The sequence below is a fragment of the Skermania piniformis genome (assembly GCF_019285775.1).
Taxonomy (GTDB): domain Bacteria; phylum Actinomycetota; class Actinomycetes; order Mycobacteriales; family Mycobacteriaceae; genus Skermania; species Skermania pinensis.
On sequence record NZ_CP079105.1, the window covers coordinates 3,318,474 to 3,343,589 of the forward strand.

The 25,116-nt window shown below is 68.6% G+C and carries 22 protein-coding genes, 1 tRNA gene and 1 pseudogene; 10 read left to right on the forward strand and 14 right to left on the reverse strand.

Going from position 1 to position 25,116, the window contains the following annotated elements; translation table 11 throughout:
• The first annotated feature begins 159 nt into the window (after nt 1-159).
• Nucleotides 160-232 (forward strand) — tRNA-Arg (locus tag KV203_RS15350).
• 2 nt (nt 233-234) lie between these two features.
• Here the strand turns inward: KV203_RS15350 and KV203_RS15355 are convergent.
• The 3 genes from KV203_RS15355 to KV203_RS15365 all read right to left on the reverse strand — a co-directional run bounded on the left by KV203_RS15355 (nt 235) and on the right by KV203_RS15365 (nt 2,617).
• Complete coding sequence (locus KV203_RS15355; protein ID WP_066472827.1) at nt 235-1,347, reverse strand: sterol desaturase family protein; 1,113 nt, start codon at nt 1,345-1,347, stop codon at nt 235-237.
• A gap of 75 nt (nt 1,348-1,422) precedes the next feature.
• Nucleotides 1,423-1,695 (reverse strand): GlsB/YeaQ/YmgE family stress response membrane protein, encoded by a 273-nt coding sequence (locus KV203_RS15360; protein ID WP_066472830.1) that lies wholly within the window; start codon nt 1,693-1,695, stop codon nt 1,423-1,425.
• Between the two features lie 139 nt (nt 1,696-1,834).
• Nucleotides 1,835-2,617, reverse strand: a complete 783-nt coding sequence (locus KV203_RS15365) for an SOS response-associated peptidase (RefSeq protein ID WP_066472833.1) — start codon at nt 2,615-2,617, stop codon at nt 1,835-1,837.
• A gap of 50 nt (nt 2,618-2,667) precedes the next feature.
• On the opposite strand from KV203_RS15365, the gene aroA reads away from it, so the two are divergent.
• Both aroA and rsgA read left to right on the forward strand, forming a co-directional pair.
• A complete protein-coding gene (gene aroA / locus KV203_RS15370; protein ID WP_066472835.1) occupies nt 2,668-3,981 on the forward strand; it encodes a 3-phosphoshikimate 1-carboxyvinyltransferase in 1,314 nt (437 codons plus the stop codon).
• Nucleotides 3,924-4,961, forward strand: a complete 1,038-nt coding sequence (rsgA, locus tag KV203_RS15375; RefSeq protein WP_083530212.1) for a ribosome small subunit-dependent GTPase A — start codon at nt 3,924-3,926, stop codon at nt 4,959-4,961. Before aroA ends, rsgA begins: the two co-directional genes overlap by 58 nt.
• A gap of 15 nt (nt 4,962-4,976) precedes the next feature.
• Here rsgA and KV203_RS15380 read toward each other — a convergent pair whose 3' ends face one another.
• On the reverse strand, nt 4,977-6,194 hold the full coding sequence (locus tag KV203_RS15380) for a fatty acid desaturase family protein (protein ID WP_066472837.1): 1,218 nt from the start codon (nt 6,192-6,194) through the stop codon (nt 4,977-4,979).
• A gap of 215 nt (nt 6,195-6,409) precedes the next feature.
• Here KV203_RS15380 and bktB point away from each other — a divergent pair, with 215 nt between their 5' ends.
• The gene (gene bktB, locus KV203_RS15385) at nt 6,410-7,597 is read left to right on the forward strand and encodes a beta-ketothiolase BktB (RefSeq protein ID WP_066472839.1); all 1,188 of its coding nucleotides are present in this window, start codon (nt 6,410-6,412) and stop codon (nt 7,595-7,597) included.
• A 19-nt stretch (nt 7,598-7,616) separates the two neighbouring features.
• Here the strand turns inward: bktB and KV203_RS15390 are convergent, their stop codons facing one another.
• From KV203_RS15390 to KV203_RS15405, 4 genes are all read right to left on the reverse strand, one after another.
• The gene (locus tag KV203_RS15390; RefSeq protein ID WP_066473018.1) at nt 7,617-8,894 is read right to left on the reverse strand and encodes a fatty acid desaturase family protein; all 1,278 of its coding nucleotides are present in this window, start codon (nt 8,892-8,894) and stop codon (nt 7,617-7,619) included.
• A 116-nt stretch (nt 8,895-9,010) separates the two neighbouring features.
• Entirely contained in the window at nt 9,011-10,123 is a 1,113-nt protein-coding gene (locus tag KV203_RS15395; RefSeq protein WP_066473020.1) for a ferredoxin reductase, read from the reverse strand.
• Between the two features lie 58 nt (nt 10,124-10,181).
• The gene (locus KV203_RS15400) at nt 10,182-10,709 is read right to left on the reverse strand and encodes a DUF6912 family protein (protein ID WP_066473022.1); all 528 of its coding nucleotides are present in this window, start codon (nt 10,707-10,709) and stop codon (nt 10,182-10,184) included.
• A gap of 16 nt (nt 10,710-10,725) precedes the next feature.
• Entirely contained in the window at nt 10,726-12,111 is a 1,386-nt protein-coding gene (locus KV203_RS15405; RefSeq protein WP_066472841.1) for a WS/DGAT/MGAT family O-acyltransferase, read from the reverse strand.
• Between the two features lie 229 nt (nt 12,112-12,340).
• Here KV203_RS15405 and KV203_RS15410 point away from each other — a divergent pair, with 229 nt between their 5' ends.
• A complete protein-coding gene (locus tag KV203_RS15410) occupies nt 12,341-12,787 on the forward strand; it encodes an Rv3235 family protein (RefSeq protein WP_066472843.1) in 447 nt (148 codons plus the stop codon).
• A gap of 42 nt (nt 12,788-12,829) precedes the next feature.
• Here the strand turns inward: KV203_RS15410 and secA are convergent, their stop codons facing one another.
• Together secA and KV203_RS15420 are read right to left on the reverse strand one after the other, a co-directional pair.
• Complete coding sequence (secA, locus tag KV203_RS15415) at nt 12,830-15,730, reverse strand: preprotein translocase subunit SecA (protein ID WP_373279242.1); 2,901 nt, start codon at nt 15,728-15,730, stop codon at nt 12,830-12,832.
• Between the two features lie 132 nt (nt 15,731-15,862).
• On the reverse strand, nt 15,863-16,702 hold the full coding sequence (locus tag KV203_RS15420; protein ID WP_066473024.1) for an oxidoreductase: 840 nt from the start codon (nt 16,700-16,702) through the stop codon (nt 15,863-15,865).
• Nucleotides 16,703-16,782: 80 nt separating this feature from the next.
• Here KV203_RS15420 and KV203_RS15425 point away from each other — a divergent pair.
• Nucleotides 16,783-17,775, forward strand: a pseudogene (locus KV203_RS15425) (NAD(P)H-quinone oxidoreductase); the annotation flags it as partial.
• Between the two features lie 148 nt (nt 17,776-17,923).
• On the forward strand, nt 17,924-18,649 hold the full coding sequence (locus KV203_RS15430) for a DoxX family protein (RefSeq protein WP_217996004.1): 726 nt from the start codon (nt 17,924-17,926) through the stop codon (nt 18,647-18,649).
• A gap of 21 nt (nt 18,650-18,670) precedes the next feature.
• On the opposite strand, the gene KV203_RS15435 is transcribed toward KV203_RS15430, so the two are convergent.
• Nucleotides 18,671-20,239 (reverse strand): succinic semialdehyde dehydrogenase, encoded by a 1,569-nt coding sequence (locus KV203_RS15435; RefSeq protein ID WP_066472846.1) that lies wholly within the window; start codon nt 20,237-20,239, stop codon nt 18,671-18,673.
• On the reverse strand, nt 20,236-21,222 hold the full coding sequence (locus KV203_RS15440; RefSeq protein WP_066472848.1) for an alpha/beta hydrolase: 987 nt from the start codon (nt 21,220-21,222) through the stop codon (nt 20,236-20,238). The genes KV203_RS15435 and KV203_RS15440 overlap by 4 nt, the downstream gene beginning before the upstream one ends.
• A 206-nt stretch (nt 21,223-21,428) precedes the next feature.
• Between KV203_RS15440 and KV203_RS15445 the strand changes: the two genes are divergently transcribed.
• Together KV203_RS15445 and KV203_RS15450 are read left to right on the forward strand one after the other, a co-directional pair.
• Nucleotides 21,429-22,001 carry a TetR/AcrR family transcriptional regulator gene (locus KV203_RS15445; protein ID WP_066472851.1) on the forward strand — a complete coding sequence of 191 codons (573 nt, stop codon included), beginning with the start codon at nt 21,429-21,431 and terminating at the stop codon, nt 21,999-22,001.
• Nucleotides 22,002-22,108: 107 nt separating this feature from the next.
• Nucleotides 22,109-22,801 (forward strand): type 1 glutamine amidotransferase domain-containing protein, encoded by a 693-nt coding sequence (locus KV203_RS15450; protein ID WP_066472854.1) that lies wholly within the window; start codon nt 22,109-22,111, stop codon nt 22,799-22,801.
• 190 nt (nt 22,802-22,991) lie between these two features.
• On the opposite strand, the gene msrA is transcribed toward KV203_RS15450, so the two are convergent.
• The gene (gene msrA, locus KV203_RS15455; RefSeq protein WP_066472857.1) at nt 22,992-23,519 is read right to left on the reverse strand and encodes a peptide-methionine (S)-S-oxide reductase MsrA; all 528 of its coding nucleotides are present in this window, start codon (nt 23,517-23,519) and stop codon (nt 22,992-22,994) included.
• Complete coding sequence (msrB, locus tag KV203_RS15460) at nt 23,516-23,971, reverse strand: peptide-methionine (R)-S-oxide reductase MsrB (RefSeq protein WP_066472860.1); 456 nt, start codon at nt 23,969-23,971, stop codon at nt 23,516-23,518. Before msrB ends, msrA begins: the two co-directional genes overlap by 4 nt.
• Before the next feature lie 186 nt (nt 23,972-24,157).
• Between msrB and KV203_RS15465 the strand changes: the two genes are divergently transcribed.
• Nucleotides 24,158-25,093, forward strand: coding sequence for an ADP-ribosylglycohydrolase family protein (locus KV203_RS15465; RefSeq protein WP_066472863.1), 936 nt, complete (start codon nt 24,158-24,160; stop codon nt 25,091-25,093).
• Nucleotides 25,094-25,116 lie beyond the last annotated feature (23 nt).

Here is a 25,116-nt window from a genome sequence, read left to right on the forward strand (position 1 = left end):
CATGAAATCCAGCAGGTACGTAGAGCGGGTGACACCGGCCCCTAAGATATCGACCGGAACCTCGCGAGACAAGCCCGGCCGGACAACCTCGGGAAGCGCGGCCCGAGCAGCACCCATCACCCGCGCGCGCCGGTTACACTCCGCCCGGTCGGCACCCCGGCCCCAGTAGCTCAGGGGATAGAGCAACCGCCTCCTAAGCGGTAGGTCGCAGGTTCGAATCCTGCCTGGGGCACATCAACCTCGGCCCGCGATCGCCCGACGTTCGTACGCCCAGCCCGGGCCGCGCAGCAGATACGACCAACGATCGCGCCAGGTGGCTGCGCCGGCGATGTCCCCAGCGAGGTCGAGCCATTCGTGCCCGGCGATTCGGACCGGGTTGACGGTGTCGATGTTGCGGGTGAGGCCGTAGACGGGCCGCTCCCCCTCCGGCTCGAACGTCCCGAACAGCCGGTCCCAGATGATCAGAATCCCGCCGTGATTGCGGTCGAGGTAACGGCGGTTCGACCCGTGATGCACCCGGTGGTGCGAGGGGGTGTTCAGCCAGCGTTCCAGCGGTCCGATCGTGTCGATCGCCTCCGTGTGGATCCAGAACTGATACATCAGGTCCAGCGCTCGAGCCTGCATTATCAAGCCCGGCCGTACCCCGAGCAGTGCCACCAATCCGTACGGCGCGAGCATCGTGATGTTCTCCGCCACCGGTTGCCGCAACGCGGTGGACAGGTTGTAGCGCTCGCTGGAGTGGTGGACCACGTGTACCGCCCACAGCCAACGGCACTCGTGACTGAGTCGATGATCCCAGTAATAGAGGAAATCCCAGCCGAGTACCCCGACCACCAGTCCGAGCGGACCGCCGCCGAGATCATAGCGACTACGCTCGAACAGCCGGCGTCCGGTGATCTGCGCCGCCCATGTGGTGGCGACCGTCAATGCGGTGGTGGCAACGGCCGATACCGCCAGAACGCCGGCGAGCTGCAACCCGACCGGCTGATCGGGCCGATCGGTATCGGCGAATCCCGGCGCGACGCCTGCCGCGGGCAGCGAACCGGCGTCCCGCCGCCGCCGCCATATGTCCTGCGCGGTCGTCGCCACGGTCGTGACCACCGCGGCACCGACGAGCAACCGCGCATGCCGTCCGACCCCAGGAGTAATCGGATCCAGCAGCTTTTCGGCAACGAAAGGCGCCACAAGAGAGCCGAAGCCCATCGACAGGCTGGCCAGGGTGTCGGCGAGCTGATAATCGCCAGCCCGGGAGCCGTCGGACACAGGATGGCGCCGCTGCCAACGGTATTCGGCCACCATCGCGCCGACATACGCCGGGATGGCGACAACCGTGAGATCTATTTTCATGATGGCACGAGGCGGCGCTCCTTGCGGAACGCCGCCTCTGCGTCAGGTCGTCGAAATGTGGGTGAGGTACCCCCGTTACTGGCGTACTCGTCGACCGGAGATCGCCAAGTAGGCGGAGATCAGTCCGATTGCGATGATCACGCCGACGACGAACGGGATCACCTCGAATCCGCCGTTCGAGTTGGTGTAGCCGAACTGATAGGTCAGCCACGATCCGAGGAACGAGCCCGCCACACCGAGAACTATCGTCATCAGCACGCCGATATTCTGGTTACCGGGCATCAGCAAACGTGCCAGCGCGCCTATGATCAGGCCGACCAAGAGCGCGCTGAGAATTGTTCCGATCATTGTCGATCTCTCCTTACCTGACGGCCGACGGCGGCATCTTCCGAGCCCCGGCCACACCCTCGACAGTACCCCTGCTGGATGACTCGGAAACCGCAAATTGCCTGCAGATACCCGGACTGTGTCGTTCTTTTCCGGCCGTTCACAGTAAAGAGATCTGCTCGCCCGGTCCGGGCAGATCGGCGCGGCGCAGCAAGTCCGGCGAATTGTTCCGAACGCTGTTCACCGCTTGCCCGACCGGACGAATTTCCAACCCGGCCACGACGGTCTCGGCGGGCGCATCCAGCAACGTGGCCGGCGCCGGCCGATCCGGAGCCAGCCACGCCGGCCAATCCTGGGCCGGCAGGAACAACGGCATCCGATCGTGGATCTGCTGCAGCGGACCGACCGCGGCCGTGGTGAGGATGGTGCAGCTCGACAGCGGCGGCTGATCCGGGACCGTCGGATCGCGCCAGACCGACCAGAGCCCGGCCACCGCCAGCCGGTCACCGTTCGCCGGGGTCGTGAAGTACGCCACCTTGGTCGCCTTGCCGTCTGCGCCGGCCACGACCTGCCACTCGTACCAGCCGTCCATCGGGATCAGGCACCGCCGCGAGCGCATCGCATCGCGGAACGACGGCAGCCGAGCCGCCGTGTCGGCACGGGCGTTGAACAGGGGCTTTCCTCCGGCCGGCACGCCCGGCTCGGCGGCCGGGGTCCAATGGGGGACCAGCCCCCACCGCATCCGCCGAATCCGCCGCCGGGCGGCCGGGGTGCCGCGATCGTGCCGGCTGACCACGGTGAGCACTTTTTCGGTCGGGGCGACGTTGTAGTTCGGGCCGGCCTCGGCGGGCGTCAACGGCTCGTTCGGATCGGTCTCGTCGAGTGCGTCGAACTCGGCCACGAGCCGGCCCGGGTCCGCCGTGGACGCGTATCTACCGCACATATCCCCATGCTGACACGCACCCCCGACACCCGATAGGCGAAGATGACCGCGTGACTTCCCGGACCGCGAGCCGCTGGGCCGCACCGTATGCCGCCGGCCCGGTGCAGGCTCGGGTGATCTTGCCCGGGTCCAAGTCGCTGACCAATCGCGCGCTGGTGCTCTCCGCCCTGGCGACCGGACCGTCCACCCTGACCGGGGCCCTGCGCAGCCGCGACACCGATCTGATGATCGCCGGACTGCGCGGGCTCGGCGCCGACATCGTCGGCGACGGCACCACCCTGACCGTAACCCCCGGCCCGCTGCACGGGGGCGCCGTCGACTGCGGTCTGGCCGGGACCGTGTTGCGTTTCCTCCCGCCCCTCGCCGCGCTGGCCACGGGACCGGTTGCCTTCGACGGCGACGAACAGGCCCGCCGCCGCCCGCTCGGTACCGTGCTCACTGCACTACGCACCCTCGGTGCCCGAGTCGACGGCGACGGTTTGCCGTTCGTGGTGCACGGGGGTGGCAGCCTGGCCGGCGGCGTGGTGACCATCGATGCGTCCGGTTCGTCGCAGTTCGTCTCGGCCCTGTTGCTCTCGGCAGCGCGGTTCGAGCACGGCGTGGTAATCCATCACGTCGGCCCGTCGGTGCCGTCCCGTCCGCATATCGACATGACCGTCGACATCCTGCGCTCGGCCGGGGTGTGGGTGGACAGCCCTGCCGAATCGGGCGCCGCCGACACCTGGCAGGTGGCTCCGGGCCCGATTCGTGCGGTCGACCGGGTGATCGAGCCGGACCTTTCGAATGCCACCCCGTTTCTCGCCGCGGCAGCGGTCACCGGTGGCGTGGTACGCGTGCCCGCCTGGCCCCTGCGAACCACCCAGGCCGGCGACGCGATCCGGCGGATCCTGGACCAGATGGGGGCAACCGTCCAGCTCGACGACGCCGGACTCACCGTGCGCGGTCCGGATCGACTGCAGGGTATCGACATCGATCTGCACGACGTCGGGGAGCTGGCGCCGACCGTCGCCGCGCTCGCCGCGCTGGCGGCGACGCCGTCCCGACTGCGCGGGATCGCACACCTGCGTGGCCACGAAACCGATCGGCTGGCCGCACTGGCTGCCGAGATCGACGGGCTGGGCGGCCGGGTGACGGTGCACCCCGACGGGCTGACGATCACCCCGACGTCGCTGCGCGGCGGTTGCTGGAAGTCCTACGCCGATCATCGGATGGCGACCGCCGGCGCGATCGTCGGGCTACGGGTCGCCGGCGTCGAGGTGGACAACGTGGCGACGACCGCCAAGACACTGCCCGGCTTCGCCGACATGTGGGCCGCGATGCTGGCCGGCGATCCCGTCGCCGGACCCGGGAAGCACGCCCGCTGAGCCGCCGCGAGTACGACGAGACCGACGTCCGGGTTCGCCCGGCCCGGCGCACTCGTCCGCGCACCAAGACCCGCCCGGCGCACGATGACGCCGAGTCGGCCATGGTCGTCTCGGTCGATCGCGGTCGCTGGGGGTGCGCGCTCGCCGGCGACCCGGACCGGATCGTCGTCGCGATGCGGGCGCGGGAGCTGGGCCGCACCCCGATCGTGGTCGGCGATCAGGTCGATCTGGTCGGCGACCTGTCCGGCCGGCGGGACACGTTGGCCCGGATCGTCCGGGTGCAGCCGCGCGGCACCGTGCTGCGGCGGACCGCCGACGACACCGACGCCTACGAACGGGTGGTGGTGGCCAACGCCGAACAGTTGCTGATCGTGGTAGCGCTGGCCGACCCGCCACCCCGGGCCGGGTTCGTCGAGCGGACGATGGCGGCCGCCTATGCCGGCGGGCTGCAACCGGTGTTGTGCCTGACCAAGAGCGACCTCGCCGACCCGGACCAATTCGCCGCGCTGTTCGCCGAACTGGATCTGCCGGTGGTGCTGGGCGGGCAGTCCGCACCGCTGGAACCGGTACTCGAGCTGGTTCGCGGCCGACTGTCCGCGTTGCTCGGGCATTCCGGGGTGGGCAAGTCCACCCTGGTGAACCGGCTGGTCCCGGACGCCGATCGCGCGGTCGGCACCGTGTCGGGAGTGGGCAAGGGCCGCCACACCTCCACCCAATCGGTCGCACTGCCGCTCGTCGCCGGCGGCTGGGTGATCGATACGCCCGGCGTTCGCTCGTTCGGCCTGGCCCACATCACCCCCGACGACGTGATCGCGGCTTTCGCCGACCTGTCGACGGCGATCGAGGACTGCCCCCGCGGGTGCACCCACCTGGGGCCACCGGCCGATCCGGAATGCGCACTCGACACCCTCGACAACACCCGCCGGGTCGCGGCGGTGCGCCGCTTGCTCACCGCTCTGGCCACCAACGACACCTGGTGACCCGGCGCGGCCGGGTCAGGCGGCGCGCAGTTTGGCCAGCAGCCCACGCCGCCGGCCGGTCACCGGATCGATCATGGCCCGAGTGTTGCCCCCGAACTTGCGCTCGGACGCCGTTTCCGGCGCATCGTCGGCGCTCCGTCGCAGGAAGCGGTCCGGCAGCGACAGCTTGACGATCGTCCGCCAGGACTTGGCGTACTGCTTCGGCAACGACCCCGAGGTATAGGGCAGGTCGTATTTCTCGGCCAGTTCCCGTACCCGGATCGAGATCTCGCGCAGCCGGTTGCTGGGCAGGTCCGGGAACAGGTGGTGCTCGATCTGATAGCTGAGGTTGCCGCTCATGAAGTCCAGGACGGGTCCGCCGGCGATGTTCGCGCTGCCGAGCATCTGGCGCAGGTACCACTCGCCTTGGGTCTCACCGTCGATATCGGCCTTGGTGAACTTTTCCGCGCCGTCCGGGAAATGCCCGCAGAAGATGACCATGTTGGTCCACACGTTGCGGATCACGTTGGCGGTCAGGTTGGCGGTCAACGTCGAGAAGAACGCCGGACCGGTCAGCGCGGGCCAGATCAGGTAGTCCTTGGCGACCTGCTTGCCCACCTTGGCGAGCACCTCGCGGCGGCGTTGCTCGAACTCGGCCCGCTCCGGCGACCCCGCCGGGAACCGGCCTTTGGCCAGCTTGCCCAGCTCCAGGTGCTGGATCGCGACGCCGTACTCGAACAACAGCTGCAGCAACAGGTTGTAGACCGGGTTGCCCAGGAAGAACGGCGACCACCGCTGATCCCGGGTGACCCGCAGCAGGCCGTAGCCCACGTCGTCGTCCATCCCCAGCACGTTGGTGTACTTGTGATGCAGATAGTTGTGCGTCTGCTGCCAATGCTTGGACGGGTCCGGGTTGTCCCACTCCCACGAGCTGGAATGGATCTCCGGATCGTTCATCCAGTCCCATTGGCCGTGCATGACGTTGTGGCCGATCTCCATGTTCTCGATGATCTTGGCCACGCCGAGCATGCCGGCACCCAGAAACCAGGCCGGCGGGAAATAACTGGCGAACAGCACAGCGCGACCGCCGAGTTCCAGCGTGCGCTGCAGCCGAATGGTGTTGCGGATGTAGCGCGCGTCCCGCTCGCCGCGCGAAGACTCGATCTCCCGCCGGATCGAGTCGAGCTCGACCGCGAGCGCCTCGACATCCTCGGCGGTCAGGTGCGCGTATTCCTTGACATCGGAGATGGCCACGAGCGGCTACGTTAGCGTAGGTTACGGCCGCGTAGGTAGAAGTTGTGACCTACGCGACTCGGCCCGCGCGTTACCGGATCATCAACGGACCGGCTCGCGATCACGCTCTGGCCCGGCTGCACGCCGAACTGGCCCGGGAGCCGCTCGGCTAGCCTGAGAACCACGTAATCACCTACCCGGACCGGCGTTCCGCCGCCAGCTGCAGGAGGATCTTCATGGCCGACCGTGACGTCGTCGTCGTTTCCGCTGTCCGATCGGCGATCGGCTCGTTCAACGGCGGATTGGCCGATCAGGAACCGGCCGACCTCGCCGGAATCGTCATGCAGGAAGCGATCAGCCGGTCGGCGCTCGACCCGGCGCAGATCAACTACGTCACCGTCGGCAACTGCATCCCGACCGAATCCCGCTATGCCTATGTCGCCCGGGTCGCGTCGATCCAGGCCGGACTACCGATGGACTCGGTCGCGATGGCGGTGAACCGGCTCTGCTCCTCGGGCCTGCAGGCGGTGGTGACGACCGCGCAGAACATCAAGCTCGGCGACTGCGACTTCGGGATCGGCGGCGGGGTCGAGGTGATGTCGCGCGGCGCGTACCTGTCCCCGGCGATGCGCAGCGGTGCCCGGATGGGGAATACCACGATGATCGACGCGATGGTGGCCGCGCTGACCGACCCGTTCGGGGTCGGGCACATGGGCATCACCGCCGAGAACCTCGCGGTGAAGTGGGATATCAGCCGCGCCGAGCAGGACGAGTTCGCGGCCGAGTCGCACCGCAAGGCCGCCGCCGCGATCGCCGAGGGCCGGTTCACCGATCAGATCGTGCCGATCGTCAAGCGCAGCCGCAAGGGCGAGGTCACCGTCGACACCGACGAGCACGTCAAGCCGGACACCACGGTCGAGGCCCTGGCCAAGATGCGCCCCGCGTTCCAGCCGGACGGCGGCACCGTCACCGCCGGCAACGCCTCCGGGATCAACGACGGCGCCGCATTCCTGGTGCTCGCCGATGCCGCGAAGGCCGAGGCCGCCGGCGCCACCCCGATGGCCCGGCTGGTGTCCTACGCCGTCGCCGGGGTACCGAACGAGATCATGGGCGAGGGGCCGATTCCGGCGACGAAGATCGCGCTGGCCAAGGCCGGGCTGTCGCTGGACAACCTGGACCTGATCGAGTCCAACGAGGCCTTTGCCGCGCAGGCGATCGCGGTCGCCCGGGCGCTCGACCTGGACCCGAAGAAGGTCAATCCGAACGGCGGCGCGATCGCCCTGGGCCACCCGATCGGCGCGTCCGGCGCGGTCCTCGCGACCAAGGCGATCTACGAGTTGCACCGGATCCAGGGCCGGTACGCGCTGGTCACCATGTGCGTCGGTGGCGGGCAGGGTATCGCCGCGATCTTCGAGCGGATCTGACGACGCGGCTGCGGCGCGGCTATCGGCCGCGCCGCAGCGCTCGCCGCTCCGCCCGTGCCCGCTGCTTCAATGCGACCTTGCGGGCCTGCAGCGCCGCGGCCGCGTCGGTCATCGCCGTGCGCAAGCCGCGCCGCTGCCCGGTGACCGGATCGATCCACACTCGGCTCCCGGCGAACCGCCGTTCGGAGCAGGTCTCCGGGGCATCGTCGGCGGTCCGGCGCAACCAGCTGTCGGGCAGCGCCAGCTTGTGGATGGTGCGGAAAGCCAGCAGGTACTGCTTGCCGAGCGAACCGGTGGTGTACGGCAGGTCGTATTTGTCGCAGAGCTGGCGCACCCGCACCGAGACCTCGGCGTACCGGTTGCTCGGCAGGTCGGGAAACAGGTGGTGCTCGATCTGGTAGCTGAGGTTCCCACTCATGAACGCCATCACCGGACCGGCCTCGAAGTTGGCACTGCCGAGCATCTGGCGCAGGTACCACTCGCCCTGCGTCTCGCCGTCCAGCTGCTCCAGGGTGAACTTTTGCGCACCATCCGGGAAATGTCCGCAGAAGATCACCGCGTAGGCCCACAGATTGCGGCCCAGGTTCGCGACGGCGTTCGCGGCCAGCGTGGCTCGCCAGCCCGACCCGGACAACGCCGGAAAGAGCACGAAATCCTTGCCCAGCTGCCGGACGATCTTGCGCGCGAACTCTTTGTTCGGCTCCGAGGCCAGCTGACCCGGCGGCGTACCGGCCAGCTCCTTGTGGATCGACCAATCGTGCAGCGCGATGCCCCATTCGAACAACGCCGCGAGGATCACGTTCGCCGCCGGCTGGGCCAGGTGCATCGGGCGCCACGGCTCGTCCCGGGTCATCCGGAGGATGCCGAAACCCAGGTCTTCGTCCCGGCCGAGCACGTTGGTGTACATGTGGTGCGAATAGTTGTGCGCCTGCTGCCACTGCGGCGACGGGCCCACCTGATCCCACTCCCAAGTGACCGAGTGGATCTCCGGATCGTTCATCCAGTCCCACTGGCCGTGGCTGACGTTGTGGCCGAGCTCCATGTTCTCGACGATCTTCGAGACGGTCAGCAATGCGGTGCCGACGAACCAGGCCGGACGGTAGCGGCCGGCCAACAACGCGACCCGGCCGCCGACCTCCAGAGCTCGCTGCAGCGCAATCGTCCGACGGATGTAACGCGCGTCCCGCGCACCTCGAGACTCCTCGACATCGCGACGGACCGCGTCGAGTTCACGGCCCAGCGCTTCGACGTCGGCCTCCGACAGGTGCGCGAAGACCTTGATGTCGGTGATCGCCACCGGTGTCCTTCCGTCCAGTCGGGCGAACACGTCCGTGCCCACCCCGTACAGTTTTCCCACCCAAACGTACCGGGCAACGACAAGCCGCGGATAGTACCGCGACGAACCGTAAGCGGCTAGAGATCGAGGGTGCAATCTCCGGCAGCGGCCGAGATGCAGGTCTGCACCCGCTCGCCCGGTCCGTGCTCCACGCCCGAACGTAGATCGCGGACATAACCTTCGCTCAGCGAGACCACGCAGGTCTGGCAGATGCCCATCCGACAACCGAACGGCATCAGCACTCCGGCTCCCTCGCCGGCCTGCAGCAGCGTGGTCGCTCCGTCGACCTGAACTGTGCGGCCGGACCGCCCGAAGTTCACCGTACCGCCCTGGCCCGTGGTCGCCCGACCCAGCTCGAACCGTTCGGTATGCAGTCGGTCCGCAATTCCCGCCTGCTGCCAGGTCCCCTCGATGTCGTCGAGCATCGCGACCGGCCCGCACGCCCAGGTCTGCCGCTCTCGCCAGTCCGGAAACAACCCGTCCAGCTCGGTCAACGCAAACTTGCCGGCGGTGCGGGTGTGTTGGATATGTGTGACGAAGCTCTCATGCGTGCGCTCCATCTCGGCCAGCTCGGCGCCGAACATCACGTCGTCGGCAGTCGGCGCCGAATGCACATGCGCGACGTCCGGCAGCGCGCCGCGCCGCGCCATCGCCCGCAACATCGCCATCACCGGGGTGATCCCGCTGCCCGCGGTCAGGAACAGAATCTTGGCCGGTGGCGGTTCCGGCAGGGCGAAGTTGCCCTTCGGCGCGGCCAGCCGGACCACGGTGCCGGACGGTACGCCGCTGACCAGGTGGCTGGACAGGAATCCTTCCGGCATCGCCTTCACGGCGATCGAGATCAGCTTGCCTTCGTGCCCGGGTGGCGAGGTCAACGAGTACGACCGCCAGTGCCATCGCCCGTCGACCGGCACCCCGATGCCGATGTACTGGCCCGGCCGGTAGTCGAAATCGAAGCCCCAGCCCGGCTTGATCACCAGGGTCGCCGAGTCGGCGGTCTCCTTGCGCACCTCGACCACTCGACCGCGCAACTCACGGGCCGACCAGAGCGGGTTCGCCAGGTGCAGGTAGTCGTCGGGCAGCAGCGGGGTGGTGATCCGCGCGACCGCGCCGCGCAGCAGGTTCAGCCGAGGCCGCCGCGGCGCGGACACCTCGGACGCCGGGGCTTCCAGCCATCGCCTCACGCCCATGCTCTGCAGATCCATGACGCTATGGTTACGGAAGCGTAAGTTACTTTCAAGTAGCCGGTCATAGCAGCTCGATCAGGAACGGCAGTTCCTGAGTCGCATACCAGGCCAATTGGTGGTCCTCGGCATCGCCGAGGACGAACTCGGCGTCCGGGTCGCCCAGGTCGGCGGCATCGATCACCTCCACCGCCCTGGTGACGGCTTCCTCGGCCTCGGCCAGGTCGACGTGCACCGACCCGACCCGGGCCAGCGGGATCGGGCCGCTGATCCGGACCACCGCATCGTCGAGGTCCGGTCGCGCCCGGACGTTGTCGAGGTCGGCGGCCACCACCGCGCGCCGGCGCACCGGGTTGCCGTCCCGGTCGTGCGCGTCCGCGTCGTCGGCCAGCTCGGCGGCGAGCAACCGCAGCGACGCTCGCGCTGCCTCGGCCATCGCCACCTCCGCGAGTTCCTCGTCGGTGCCCGACGAATACGCCTCGCGCAACATCGGCGTGATGGCGAAGGCCAACCCGTTGACCGCGGTGAACTCGCCCTCGGCCACAAGGCCACGAAGCATCCGGACCGTCGCCGGGACATAGACCCGCAGCACCCCCGAAGCGGTCGGCTCATGCGCAGGCATGCAGCATTTCCTCCATCGATTCGCTCAACAGTCCGGGGAGGACGCCTAGATCTCCCACGGACGCCCGGTCGGCATTCAGCCCGTAGTACACCTTGCCGTCATACGAGGTCAGACCGATGCTCAAAGCCTGATCACGCAACAGCGGCGACACAGGATACATCTCCAGCATCCGCGCGCCGCCGATGTACATCGGGTTCTGCGGGCCGGGCGCATTCGTGATCACCAGGTTGAACGAATGCGGCCCGAAGCTACTTGCCGACCGGACGCTGAGCGCATGCAGGCTGGCCGGGGCAAACCCGGACAACCGCACCAGCGTGCGCGCGGTGACGCCACGACGCAGGTGCGCGTGCGCCTCGGTGGCATGCCCGATATGCGATAGCCGGATCACCGGATTCGGCTCGCCCACCGGCAGGTCGATCCGGAACGAGGACACTTCGCTGGCCGAGGTGGAGGCCGGTTCGGCCAGGTACACCGACATCGGCACCACCGCGCGCACCACGGTCGATCCGGTGAGCGGCTCGCGCCGGCTGACCAGCCAGGACCGCAGCGCTCCGGTGATCACCGCGAGGATCGCATCGTTGATCGAGCAGCCCAGCCCGCGGCGGATGGTCCGGTAGTCCGCCAGATCGGTTCGCGCGACGTCGAACCGGCGCTCCCGCGAGATCGGCCCGTTCAACGGGGCCAGCGGCGGGACCGAGCGTGCCACCGAGGCGAACCGGCCGACCGAGCGCGCGGTCGCGTCGACCGCGTCGCGCACGTCGCCGACGACCCGCCGGACCAGCTCGACTCCCTCACCCGGGTCTCGCGCCAGCCGGCCCAACGCATCCAAGGCCAGCTCGGCATCGCTCGGCTGGTCGTCGGGCAGCCACAGGTCGTCGGCGACCGGCCGCGGTACCGCACCGGAATCGAGGATGACATGGCCGATCTCGAGCGCCTCGTCGCCGTCGACCAATGCCGCGTGCGACTTGGTGAAAATTGCGCACCGCCCGCCGGACAGACCTTCGATCAGGTACATCTCCCAGAGCGGACGCGCACGATCGAGCCGACGGGCGGACAGCTGTGCGACCCGCTCGTGCAGCCGGGCGTCGTTTCCCGGCCGCGGGAGCGCCGCGCGCCGAATGTGGAAACCGATGTCGAAGTCACCGTCGTCCACCCAGACCGGGCGGGCCAGCCCGAACGGCACCGGCCGCACCTTGCGGCGATACCGCGGCACCAACGACAGCCGGCGTTCGACGATCGCGCTGAGCCGGTCGTAGTCGAGTGCGCCGTCGTCGTTGTCCAGGATCGCGAGCGATCCGATATACATCGGATGTACGCCGGCATCCATCGCGTAGAACGACGCATCTTGCGGTGTCAGCCTCGTGATCGCCATGCCCGTCGGCTCCTCGTCGATGGATCTGCGCGGTGGTGGATCGCGCACCGTCGGCCCGGGCGTGATGTGCGTGCGCTCGTCACCCGATTATGCGGCCGGGACCTGCCCGGTCGGGGCCAGTTGACCGACCGGTCATGGCCGCCGCCACGCAGTAATGGAATACTGGCGGGCAGTCCGAACCGCTCCTCGGACCCGGCGCCACCGCGCCCACAGCCCGAGGAGATCCGAGTTGACCGATCATCGATTCCTGTCGCCGGCGCCCCGCCCGACCGCCGATACCAGCCGCTGCCGACCGGCCCTGCATCCGGCGCGTCGGACTCCCCACGACGGCCGGTCGACCCGACGCCCCGGAAGTGACGCCGCCGATGCGGCGAGCGCGCGGCGGTTCGCCGAGCTGACCCTGCGATACGTGATCGAAGTGCTCAACCGGCGGCGGCCGTTGCGGCAGCTTCGCGAGCTCGCCGAGCCTCGGGTGGTCGATATGGTACGTACTCGCGCCGATGCCGGCGGCCGGCAACCCCTGGGACTCACCAGCGCGGTCCGGGTGCAACTCGACCGGCGGGGCAGCGCCGAATTCTTCGCCGTCTACGCCACCGGCACGCGCGCCGGAGCGATCGCCGGCCATCTCACCTACCGGCGCGGCGGATGGCGGGTCGATGTGCTACGCATCGGCTGATCCGGCCGCGGCCCTGAGCCGCCGCCGAACCTCGCCACGCGATCAATGCCGGCGTTTGGACTTCGGTCCCCGCTTGACCGACTTGGCCTGCTGTCGAGCGCTCTCCCGGCGCTCCCGGCGGGTGGTGCCCTGCCCCGTCGCGGCCGCGTCGGAACTGCGCCGCACCGAGGTGGAACCGTCTTCGGCGGGACCGCTGTAGGTCAGATTACGGTCCTGCTCGTCGCTGATCCCCTTGGCCCGCAACGCTGCCGGCGCAGTCGTAGCCGGTTCGGCAGCACCGTTTCCGGGGGAGCCGCTTGCCGGGTTGCCGCTGCCGGCGGCCGCCTTCTCCATGCTGACCAGCGGCGCGGCGACCGACTCGCCGGCGCCGTTCGCCGCGGTTGTTCCTGCACCGACCGGCGAGCGGAGCCCCGGCGCCACCGCCGACTGCTGCTGGGGCGGAGTGACTTCCACTTGGAGGTTGAACAAGAACCCGACCGACTCCTCTTTCAGGCCGTCGAGCATCGCCGCGAACATGTCGTAGCCTTCCCGCTGGTACTCGACCAACGGGTCGCGCTGCGCCAACGCGCGTAGCCCGATCCCGGCCTTGAGGTAATCCATCTCGTACAGATGCTCGCGCCACTTGCGGTCGAGCACGCTGAGCAGGACCTGCCGCTCCAGGTTGCGCATCGCGCCCGGCCCGGCGATCCCGTCGATCTCCTGTTCCCGCCGGGAGTACGCGTCGTGTGCGTCCTGCAGCAACGCATCGCGCAACTCGTCGCGGGTCAGCTCACCCGCCTCGCCGACCTCGGTGGCACCGGTCAGCCGAACGTGGTCGACCCCGACCGGGTACAGCGCCTTCAACGCTGCCCACAACGTGTCCAGATCCCAGTCCTCGACATAGCCTTCGGCCGTCGCGCCGTCCACGTAGGCGGTGACCACATCGTCGATCATGCCCTGGACCTGACCGTCCATATCCTCGCCGGCCAGGATTCGGGCGCGCTCGGCGTAGATCACCGTGCGCTGCTGGTTCATCACCTCGTCGTACTTGAGCACGTCCTTGCGGATCTCGAAGTTCTGCTGCTCGACCTGGGTCTGCGCGCTGCGGATCGCCTTGGAGACCATCCGCGCCTCGATCGGCACGTCGTCGGGCACCTTGAGCCGCGTCATGATCGACTCCAATGCCGCGCCGTTGAACCGGCGCATCAGCTCGTCGCCGACCGACAGGTAGAACCGGGACTCCCCCGGGTCGCCCTGGCGCCCGGACCGGCCGCGCAACTGGTTGTCGATCCGGCGCGACTCGTGCCGCTCCGTGCCCAGGACGTACAACCCACCGGCGGCGCGCACCTTGTCCGCATCGGCGGCCGCGTCGGCCTTGACCTCGTCCAGCGCCGGTTCCCAGGCCGCCTGGTATTCCTCCGGGGTGGTCACCGGGTCCAGACCGCGCTCGCGCAGCTTGAGGTCGGCGACGATGTCCGGGTTGCCGCCGAGCACCACGTCGGTGCCGCGGCCGGCCATGTTGGTCGCCACCGTCACCGCGCCGGAGCGGCCGGCCTCCGCGATGATCTGCGCTTCCTTCTCGTGGAACTTCGCGTTCAGCACGTTGTGCGATATGCCCCGCTCGGTGAACTGCCGGGACAGGTACTCCGAGCGCTCCACGCTGGTGGTGCCGATCAGCACCGGCTGCCCTTTGGCGTTGCGCAGCGAAACGTCGTTGACGACCGCGTCGAACTTGGCTTCCTCGGTCTTGTAGATCAGGTCGGACTGGTCGTTGCGAACCATCGGCTTGTTGGTCGGGATCGGCACCACCCCCAACCCGTAGATCTGGTGCAGCTCGGCGGCCTCGGTCTCGGCGGTGCCGGTCATGCCGGAAAGCTTGTCGTAGAGCCGGAAATAGTTCTGCAACGTGATCGTCGCCAGCGTCTGGTTCTCCGGCTTGATCTCGACCTTCTCCTTGGCCTCGATCGCCTGGTGCATGCCCTCGTTGTACCGGCGGCCGACCAGGATCCGCCCGGTGAACTCGTCGACGATGATCACCTCACCGTCCCGGACGATGTAGTCCTTGTCCCGGGTGAACAACTCCTTGGCCTTGATCGAGTTGTTCAGATAGCTGACCAGCGGCGAGTTGGCGGCCTCGTACAGGTTGTCGATGCCGAGCTGGTCCTCGACGAATTCCACCCCGGCTTCGTGCACGCCGACGGTCCGCTTCTTGATGTCGACCTCGTAGTGCAGGTCGGGCTTGAGCAGCGGCGCGATCCGGGCGAACTCGGCATACCACTTCGACGACGCGTCCGCCGGACCCGAAATGATCAACGGGGTGCGCGCCTCGTCGATCAGGATCGAGTCCACCTCGTCCACGATGGCGAAGTTGTGTCCGCGCTGGACCAGGTCGTCCAGCGAATGCGTCATGTTGTCGCGCAGATAGTCGAAACCGAACTCGTTGTTCGTGCCGTAGGTGATGTCGGCCTGGTAGGCGACCCGGCGCTGCGCCGGCGTCAACCCGGAGAGGATGACGCCCACGTCCAGGCCGAGGAACCGGTGCACCCGGCCCATCCATTCGGAGTCGCGTTTGGCCAGGTAGTCGTTGACCGTCACCACATGCACGCCCTGGCCCGCGATCGCGTTCAGGTACGCCGGCAGTACACAGGTGAGCGTCTTGCCCTCGCCGGTCTTCATCTCGGCGATGTTGCCGATGTGCAGCGCCGCGCCACCCATCACCTGCACGTGGAAGTGCTTCTGGTTCAGCACCCGCCAGGACGCCTCGCGGGCGGTGGCGAACGCCTCCAGCAGCAGCGAGTCCAGATCCTCCCCGTCGGCATAGCGTGTGCGGAACTCGTCGGTCTTGGCCTGCAGCTCGGCGTCGGTGAGCGCCTCGTACTCCGGCTCCAGCGCCGTCACCTCGGTCGCGAGCTGGGACAGCCGCCGGACGGTCCGGCCTTCCCCGATCCGCAGCAGCTTCGTCATCAACGCAGGCACGGTGGCGTTCGTCCTCGATTCTCGACGTCAGATTCCGGTGTCTGGAGACCGGAAACCGGAGGCTGTCAAGCCCCGGCCGAGGTCCATCGTAAGCGCATCCCCGGCCGTCCGGCCGATCGGTCAGTCCTTGCTCGGCACCGGGAACTGGACCCGCATCGCCAGATCCCACACACGATCGGGGGTGAGCTGGCGTTGCAGGATGCCCAGGGTGGCACTCGGCGTGACGGCGTAGCGGGCCTTCGGCCGCTTGCTGTCCACCGCTTTGCGGATCACCTTCGCGACCGCCTCGGGGCCGCCACCGGCCAGCTTGGCCACCGGGCTCCGATAGATCTCGGCGGTCACCGCGCCGACGCGCGCGTTGAACTCGGCGTACGGCCCGTCGGCGAGACCGTCGACCGAACCGACCGCGGTGTCGGCGAACTCCGTCGTGATCAGGCCCGGCTCGATCAGCACCACCTGGACGCCGAACCCCTGCACCTCGAACCGCATCGCATCGCAGATCGCCTCGACCGCGTACTTGGTGGCGTGGTAGATCCCGCCGCCGGGGAAGGTGAGCCGGCCACCCATCGACCCGAGGTTGATGATCCGACCGCGGCCGGCCGCCCGCATCCCGGGCAAGACCAGTTGGCTCATCCGGATCATGCCGAAGACGTTGGTCTCGAACTGCCGCCGGATGTCGTCGAGCGGGATCGATTCGACCGCCCCGGACTGGGAGTAGCCGGCGTTGTTCACCAGCACGTCGACCGCTCCGTGCTCCGCTTCGACCATGGTCACCGCCGCGGCCATCGAACTCTCGTCGGTAACGTCCAGCGCCAACGTGCGGCACCCTTTGTCGGCCAACTCGGTCAACGTCTCAGGGCGGCGCGCGGTCGCGTAGACGGTATGGCCGTCGGCGACCAGTTCGGCTGCGGTCGCAGCTCCGATGCCGCTGGAACAACCTGTGATCAAGACAACAGTCATATCGCAGACCATACACAGCAATGTTGACGCCGATCACACTTCGGGTAATGTCAGCAGTGCACACATCTGAGGAGGCGGCCATGCACGCGGTGACGTTGAGCGGATTCGGCGGACCGGAGGTGATGGCCTGGACCGAGGTGGCGGACGTTCCCGCGCCCGGACCGGGGGAAATCACCATCGAGGTCGCGGCAGCCGGGGTGAACCGGGCCGACGTCATGCAGCGGGCCGGCTTCTACCCGCCCCCGCCGGGGACCGGCGACATTCTCGGGCTGGAGGTCTCCGGCGTCGTCGCGGCGGTCGGCACGGATGTCGACGAGTTCTCGGCCGGGGACTTCGCGGTGGGCGACCGAGTGTGCGCCCTGCTGGCCGGCGGCGGCTACGCCGAACGGGTGAACGTGCCGGCCACGCAGGTGCTGCCGGTGCCACGCGGCGTCGATCTGATCGCGGCGGCCGCGCTGCCGGAGGCGGCCGCGACCGTGTGGTCGAACGTGGTGATGACCGCCGGGCTCCGCGGCGGACAGCGCTTGCTGATCCATGGTGGGGGCAGCGGCATCGGCACCCACGCGATCCAGATCGGCCGTGCGCTCGGCGCGGAGGTCGCGGTCACCGCCGGAACCGGCTACAAGCTCGAACGGTGCGCCGAGCTCGGCGCCACGACCTTGATCGACTACCACGAGCAGAACTTCGCCGACGTCATCGGCGAACTCGGCGGTGCGAACGTGATTCTCGACATCATCGGCGCCGGCTACCTGTCGCGGAACGTCGCCGCGCTCGCCACGGGTGGCCAGTTGACGATCATCGGGCTGCAAGGCGGGGCGACCGCCGAACTCGACCTCGGCGCAACGCTGTTCAAGCGAGCCTCGATCCACGTGACCAATCTGCGCCGCCGGCCCCGCACCGGCGCCGGCTCGAAGGCCGAGATCGTCGCCGAGGTGCGCCGGCGGGTGTGGCCGCTGATCGAGGGCGGCTCCGTGCGACCGGTCGTGGCGGCCACGTTGCCGATCACCGACGTGGCCCGAGCGCACACCGAACTCGACTCGCCCCGGTCGGTCGGGAAGGTACTGCTCACCGTCCCATCCATTGTCACCGTCCCACCCATTGTCACCGTCGCACCCACCGACACCGTCCCACCCGCCGACGGCCGCAACCACTAGGCTTGCCGACAGCACGATCGGCCGGAACGACGGCGATTGGATGGCATCGAAACCCGAGGAGAAACCCTTGCTTGTTCGCAGAATCGCCCGCCCCATGCTGGCCGCCGTGTTCGTTGCCGGCGGGGTCGAGCAGCTTCGCGATCCGATCCGGCAGGCCGAGCTCGCCGAGCCGATCCTGGCGCGCACCGGTCTCGCCCCTCGTACTGCCGTCCAGGCGGACGGCGCGGTGAAGGTCGTCGCCGGGATCGCGCTCGCGCTCGGCCGCGCCCCGCGCCTGTCCGCGCTGGCGCTGGCGGCCAGCCTGGTCCCGACCACGACTGCGGCACATCGATTCTGGGAGACCGACGATCCGGAGCGACGCGCTGCCGAGCAGGTGCAGTTCACCAAGAACGTCGGATTGCTCGGCGGCCTGCTGCTCGCGGCGGTGGACACCGAGGGCAAGCCGTCGCTGGGCTGGCGCGCCCGGCGCGCCGCCGACCGGCTCGGCGATCGACTCGACCGGGCGACGCCGGCGACGACGGCGCTCGAACAGGCCGCCACGATGGTGACCGATTCGGTCGCCACCGTCGCCGATCGGGCCAAGGAAGTGGTCCCCGTCGAGGTCGCGAAGGCGCGGGAGGGTTTGGGCAAAGCGCGGGAGAACATCGTCGCTGCTGTCGAGGCGGTGGACACTCCGGCCAATCGGCGCAAGGCGAAGCGCGCCGCACGGAAGCTGCGTCACCGGGCCGATGCGGCGGTCGTCGCTGCCGAGCGCCGGGCCGAGGACGTGCGCGAGCGGCTGATCAGCAGCTGAGCTCGCCCCGGCCCGGCCCGGCTACTTCACGCCCGGTAACCGGCGCAGCGCCCGCAAGGCGAAGGTCATCGCCCGGGCGTACCGGGCCGGGTTCACCCGCGACGGATTGCCGACCGGAAGCAGCCGCTCGACCGCGATCGTCTGCGCTTCGGTGTATTTCAGAATCCCGTGCTCGCCGTGTCGGCGCCCGATGCCGGAGGCCTTCATGCCTCCCATCGGCGCGTCGATCGAACCCCACGCGGCGGCGTAGGCATCGTTGACGTTCACCGTGCCAGCCTGCAACTGTGCTGCAACCCGGCGGCCCCGAGCCGGATCACCGGTCCAGACACTGAAGTTGAGCCCGTACTCGCTGTCGTTGGCCCGCTCGATCGCCTCTTCCTCGCTGTCGACCCGGTAGAGCGAGACCAACGGGCCGAAGGTCTCCTGGGCGTACACCATCATGTCCGGCCGCACATCGGTCAGGATCGTGGGCTCGTAGAAGAAGGGACCGAGCTCCGGGCGGGGCTGTCCGCCGGCCAGCACCCGAGCGCCCTTGGCGGTGGCGTCGCCGACATGCCGGGTGACCGTCTCCAGCTGTCGCTGGTTGATCAGCGATCCCATGTCGGCCGAGTAGTCCAGCGCCGGAGAGAGTTTCATCGACCGCGCGGCCGCGGCGAATCGGCTCGTGAACTCGTCCCACATCGTCGCCGGCACATAGATCCGTTCGATCGAGATGCACAGCTGCCCGGTGTTGGAGAAGCACGCCCGCACGCACCCGTCCACCGCCTTGTCCACATCGGCGTCGTCCAGGATCAGCAGGGCATTTTTGCCGCCGAGTTCCATCGAACAGTCGATGAGCTGCCGACCGGCCTGAGCCGCGACGGTCCGCCCGACCGCGGTGGACCCGGTGAACATCAGGAAATCCGACTGCTCGATGATCGCCGACCCCAACTCGGCGCCGGAGCCCGTGACCACCTGCACCAGCCCCGCCGGCAAGCCGGCTTCTTCCAGCAACCGCACCGCCCACAGCGCGGCAAACGGTGTCTGCTGATCCGGCTTGGTGAGCACCGCGTTGCCGGCGACGATCGCCGGCAACGCGTCGCTGATCCCGAGCGTGAGCGGATAGTTCCACGGCGAGATCACCCCCACCAGTCCTTTGGGGTGGTGCAGCTCCCACACCTGGGTCAGCGCGAGCTGTGCGCCCTGCCGACGTTCGGGTTTCAGGTAGTCCGCGGCGGTATGCGCGTAGTAACGCGACACCATGCAGACATCCATGATCTCCTCGAACGCGTGCCGACGGGCCTTGCCGTTCTCCCGCTGGATCAGGTCGAGCACCTCGTCCTGGCGCTGCAGGACCAGATCGTGGAACCGCAGCAGGACCGCAGCACGGTCGGCGACCGGACGAGCCGCCCACGCCGGCTGCGCCGCGCGAGCGCGCGCAGCCGCCGTGGCGACATCGGCCGGCGTGCAGCGCGGGGTGTCGCCCAGCACCGCGCCGGTCATCGCGTCGAGGACCTCCAGTCGGACATCCGGGTCCGCCGCGATCACCCGCCGGGTCAACTCGGCCAGCTGCACGCGGCCGATCGGCGAACTTTGTCGATAGTCACTCATCGGATCGCATCCGCTCGGTTCGAGCTCGGCTGATGCAACGCGGCCCGCAAGGTGTCCTGGGCCAGCTTGATCGCGGCGGTGGCCGCGTGGGTGTGCGCCAGCGCGTGCAGCATCACGAAATCGTGGATGATCCCGCCTAACCGCACCTGCGTCACCGGGACGCCGGCCGCGCGCAGTTTCGCCGCGTAGGCCTCGCCTTCGTCGCGCAACACGTCGGCTTCCGCGGTGATGATCAACGCCGGCGGCAAGCCGGCCAGCTGCTCGGTCGACGCGCGGAGCGGCGAGGCGTAGATCTCGTCTCGCTGAGCGTCGTCGGCGGTGTACTGGTCCCAGAACCACTTCATCCCATCCCGAGCCAGGAAGTAGTGCTCGGCGAACTGGTGGTAGGAACCGGTGTCGAAGTTCGCGTCGGTCACCGGGTAGAAGAGCACCTGCTGCGCAATCTGCACATCGCCGCGATCCTTGGCCATCAAGGTGAGCACCGCAGTCATGTTCCCGCCCACCGAGTCCCCGGCTGCGGCAAACCGCGAGGCGTCCAGGCCCTTCTCCGCACCGTGCGCGACGACCCACTGCGCCGCCGCGTAGTTCTGCTCGATCGCCGTCGGGTACTTCGCCTCGGGCGCACGGTCGTACTCCGGGAACACGACCGCGGCGTTCGCTCCCACCGCGAGCTCGCGGACCAGTCGATCGTGCGATACCGCATCACCGAACACCCAGCCCGCACCATGGATGAAGAAGATGACCGGCAGCGTCCCGGTCGCGCCCGCCGGTTTGACGATCCGGACCGGTACCGAGCCGGTCGGGCCACCGTCGACGGTGATCCACTCCTCGTCGATCTCCGGCTTGTCGATCTCACCGGACTGCACGTGATCGACCGCCGCCCGGCCTTCGGCCGGCGGCAGCTGGTAGAGGAACGGCGGAGTGTCGGTGTCGCGGGCAAACTGCGCTGCGGCGGGCTCCAACACCGGTTCGATCTCGGTCATCGTCACTGCTGCCTTTCGATCGGGTCGTCGATATCGTCCGCAGCGGTCGGGTCGGGACATTCGACCGTAATGTGTGCGGCGCTAACATATAGCTTAGCGAGATTCCCGAAGTGGCGTCAACGCAGGCCGAACCCTACGCTCAACTGGCGCAGGCCGTCATGCAGTGTAAAGTAAGCGGTGCAAACACACGCCGGAACGAGGAAACCATGTCGACCAAACGCCCCTACCACCACGGCGACCTCCCGACCGCCCTGGTCCAGGCTGCGGTCGAACTGCTCGAGGAGGAGGGCGGCGCGACCGCACTCTCGCTGCGGGCCGCCGCGCGTAGAGCCGGAGTGTCGACCGCCGCTCCGTACCGGCATTTTCCCGACCGCAACGCGCTGCTGTCGGCCGTGGCCGCAGTCGGCTACCAGGAACTCGGCGCCGCACTGCTGGCCGCCAGCCCGGCACCGAGCACGCCCGACGACGTGGCCGACATCGCCGTGGCCTACGTGCGGTTCGCCCTGCAGCGGCCCGGCATGTTCGGCGCGATGTTCTCCGAGGGATGCGATGCCGGCAATCCGGACCGCGTGGCCGCGGTCACGGCAATCCACGACTACCTCGGCAGCATCGCCAAGCTGGTCGCGCCGGCAGCGGATCAGCAATCGATGGCGACCGCGATGTGGGCGTTGGTGCACGGCCTCGCCTTCCTGCACCTGGACGGCAAACTGGACGCCTCGTCGCCCGCCGAGGTGGACAATCGGGTCCGGAGCGCGGTCGCCGCCGCCCTCGAACGGTGACGGTCCGGGTCTGCCGCACCGGCACCCGACCGTAGTGTTGACAGCGTTTACATAGGCCTCTAGTCTGGCGGTCGTCGACCGCAATCCAGCAGCGAGGACGCTCACCGATGACCAAGCGCATTCTGCACGTTGTCACCAACGTCGCCCATTACGACGACCCGGATCACCCGACCGGGCTGTGGTTGTCCGAGCTGACCCACGCCTATCACGTCTTCGAGGAACAGGGCTACGAACAGCGCATCGTCAGTCCGAAGGGCGGGTTGTCCCCGCTGGAGCCGCGGTCGCTGAAGTTCCCCAACTACGACCGCACCGCCAAGGCCTGGCACGCCGATCCGGCCCGGATGGCGCTACTGGCCGACACCGCCGCCCCGGCGGACATCGATTCGGCGGACTACGACGCGATCTACTTCACCGGCGGACATGCGGTGATGTACGACTTCCCGGACAGCGAGCCGCTACAGCGGATCTCCCGGGAGATGTTCGAGCGGGGCGCTATCGTCTCCTCGGTCTGTCACGGCTACTGCGGCCTGCTCAACACCAAGCTCTCCGACGGTAGCCTGCTGGTCGCCGGACGCAAGCTCACCGGGTTCGCCTGGCAGGAGGAAGTCGTCGCCCGGGTGGACAAGCTGGTGCCGTACAACGCCGAAGAGGAGATGAAGAAGCGCGGCGCGCTGTACGAGAAGGCGCTGATTCCGTTCGTGCCGTACGTCGTGGTCGACGGCAACCTGGTGACCGGTCAGAACCCGCCGTCGGCAAAGGCGACCGCGAAGGCGATCGTCGCCGAGTTCGCCAAGTCCTGATCCCCGCTCGATCGATAGTCAGGACGCGCGCGTACCCCGAGACCTCGGCCGGCCCGGAGATCGACGTCCTGCTATCGCACGGCCTCGGCGGCACCTCGCTGGTGAACGTCAACGTCGCGATCCGGCCCGACCGCGAGGTGTTCGCCCCATCCTGGCCGGCACCGTTCCGCCGCGGCCGCGGCCGCGGTGATCAGCCGGCGGTGTCCCGCACCGGGAGCCGCCAGTCCGGCCGGACCCAATGGCAGGTGTAGCCGTTCGGGTATCGCTGCAGGTAGTCCTGGTGCTCCGGTTCGGCCTCCCAGAAGTCACCGGCCGGCTCCACCTCGGTGACCACCGCGCCGGGCCACAGCCCCGACGCCTCGACGTCGGCGATCGTGTCGCGGGCGATCCGGTCCTGCTCGTCCGAGGTGGTGTAGATCGCCGACCGGTAGCTACGGCCGACATCGTTACCTTGCCGGTTCTTCGTGGTCGGGTCGTGAATCTGGAAGAAGAACTCCAGTAGCTGCCGATAGCCGATCACGTCCGGATCGAACACGACTTCCACCGCCTCGGCATGGTCCCCGTGGCGCCGATAGGTGGCGTTCGGCGTCGAGTCGTCGCCGGAGTAGCCGACCCGGGTGCTGATGATCCCCGGTCGGCGCCGCAGCAACTCCTGCGCACCCCAGAAGCAACCGCCCGCCAACACGGCGCGTTCGGTCGTCGCCGATTCGGTGGTCACTTGGCCTCCTCGTCGAAGAGCGGGCTGAACTTCCCGTAGCCGGCGGCATCGAGCTCGGCCGCCGGGACGAACCGCAACGACGCCGAGTTGATGCAGTACCGCAGTCCCCCCTGAGCCCGCGGCCCGTCGGGGAAGACATGGCCCAGATGGCTGTCGCCGTGCGCGGACCGCACCTCGGTGCGCACCATGCCGTGACTGCGGTCGCGCACTTCGACGATGTTCGCCGCATCCAGGGGAATCGTGAAGCTCGGCCAACCCGATCCGCTGTCGTATTTGTGCACCGAGGCGAACAACGGCTCACCGGAGACGACATCGACATAGATGCCCGGTTCCTTGTTGTCCCAGAACTCGTTACGGAACGCCGGCTCGGTCCCGCACTGCTGTGTGACCCGATACTGCTCGGGCGTAAGCCCGGCGAGTGCCGTGGCATCCTTGCTGAACGGTCCTGTCATCCGGTCCTCCCAGGTCGTTCGAAATCGGCCGGGCGGCCATCGTCGCGCACCCGGCTCTGTTGTCAACAGTCCCACAATCGCCACGATTCCCGGTGTCGGGGCGGTGTCGACCGTTCGACGGATAGAGCGGCGGCAGCTCGATCGATACAATCGACGCCGGTCTATCCGGAGCAACCAGGAAATCCGATGAACCTCACCGACGATCAGCTCGACCGCGCGACCGGGGTGCTGCTGGCCACGGCAGCCGGCGACGCACTCGGCGCGGGTTACGAGTTCACCTATCCGACCGCCGCGACCACCATCGACATGGTCGGCGGCGGTCCGTTCGGCTGGGCCCCCGGCGAATGGACCGACGACACGTCGATGGCCATCGCGATCGCCCTGGCCGCCGACGAGACCGGTGACCTGACCGGCACCGCCGGGCAGGACGCGATCGCCCGGCGTTTCGTGGCGTGGTACGACTCGCGCCCGCCGGACATCGGCAACCAGACGGCGTCGGTGCTCTCCCACCGCTCCCCGACCGGCGCCGCGATGACCGCGGTCTCGGCCGGCCTGCGCGGCCGCACCGGCGGTAACGGGTCGCTCATGCGAACCGCGCCGGTCGCGTTATCGCATCTCGACGATGCCGATGCCGCCGTCGCCGCAGCTGCCGCGGTCAGTCGGCTCACGCACAGCGACGAGCGCGCGGTGCAGGCGTGTGAGCTGTGGACCACGGCAATCCGGCACGCTGTCCTCCACGCCAACCTGGACGGAATCGACCACTACCTCGATCGCGCCCCGGCCGACGTCTCCGGCTACTGGCGACCGCTGCTCGAGCAAGCCGAAACCGGCTCACCCGAACAGTTTTCGAACAACGGTTGGGTCGTGCACGCGCTGATGACCGCATGGTGGGCGATCGCCGGCACCGCATCGAGCGGACCGCAGCAGCTGCCGGCAGCGCTGGAGCTGTGCGTGCGCGCCGGCAACGACACCGACACCACCGCGGCGATCGCCGGCGGGTTGCTCGGCGCCCGCTGGGGCGCGACTGCGGTGCCGCAGCGGTGGCGGGCCATCCTGCACGGCTACCCCGGGTTGGACGCCGACGGGCTGGTCGCCCTGGCCGAGCGGATCGCCACCGCCTGACGATCCGGCGTCGCGGCGGAACC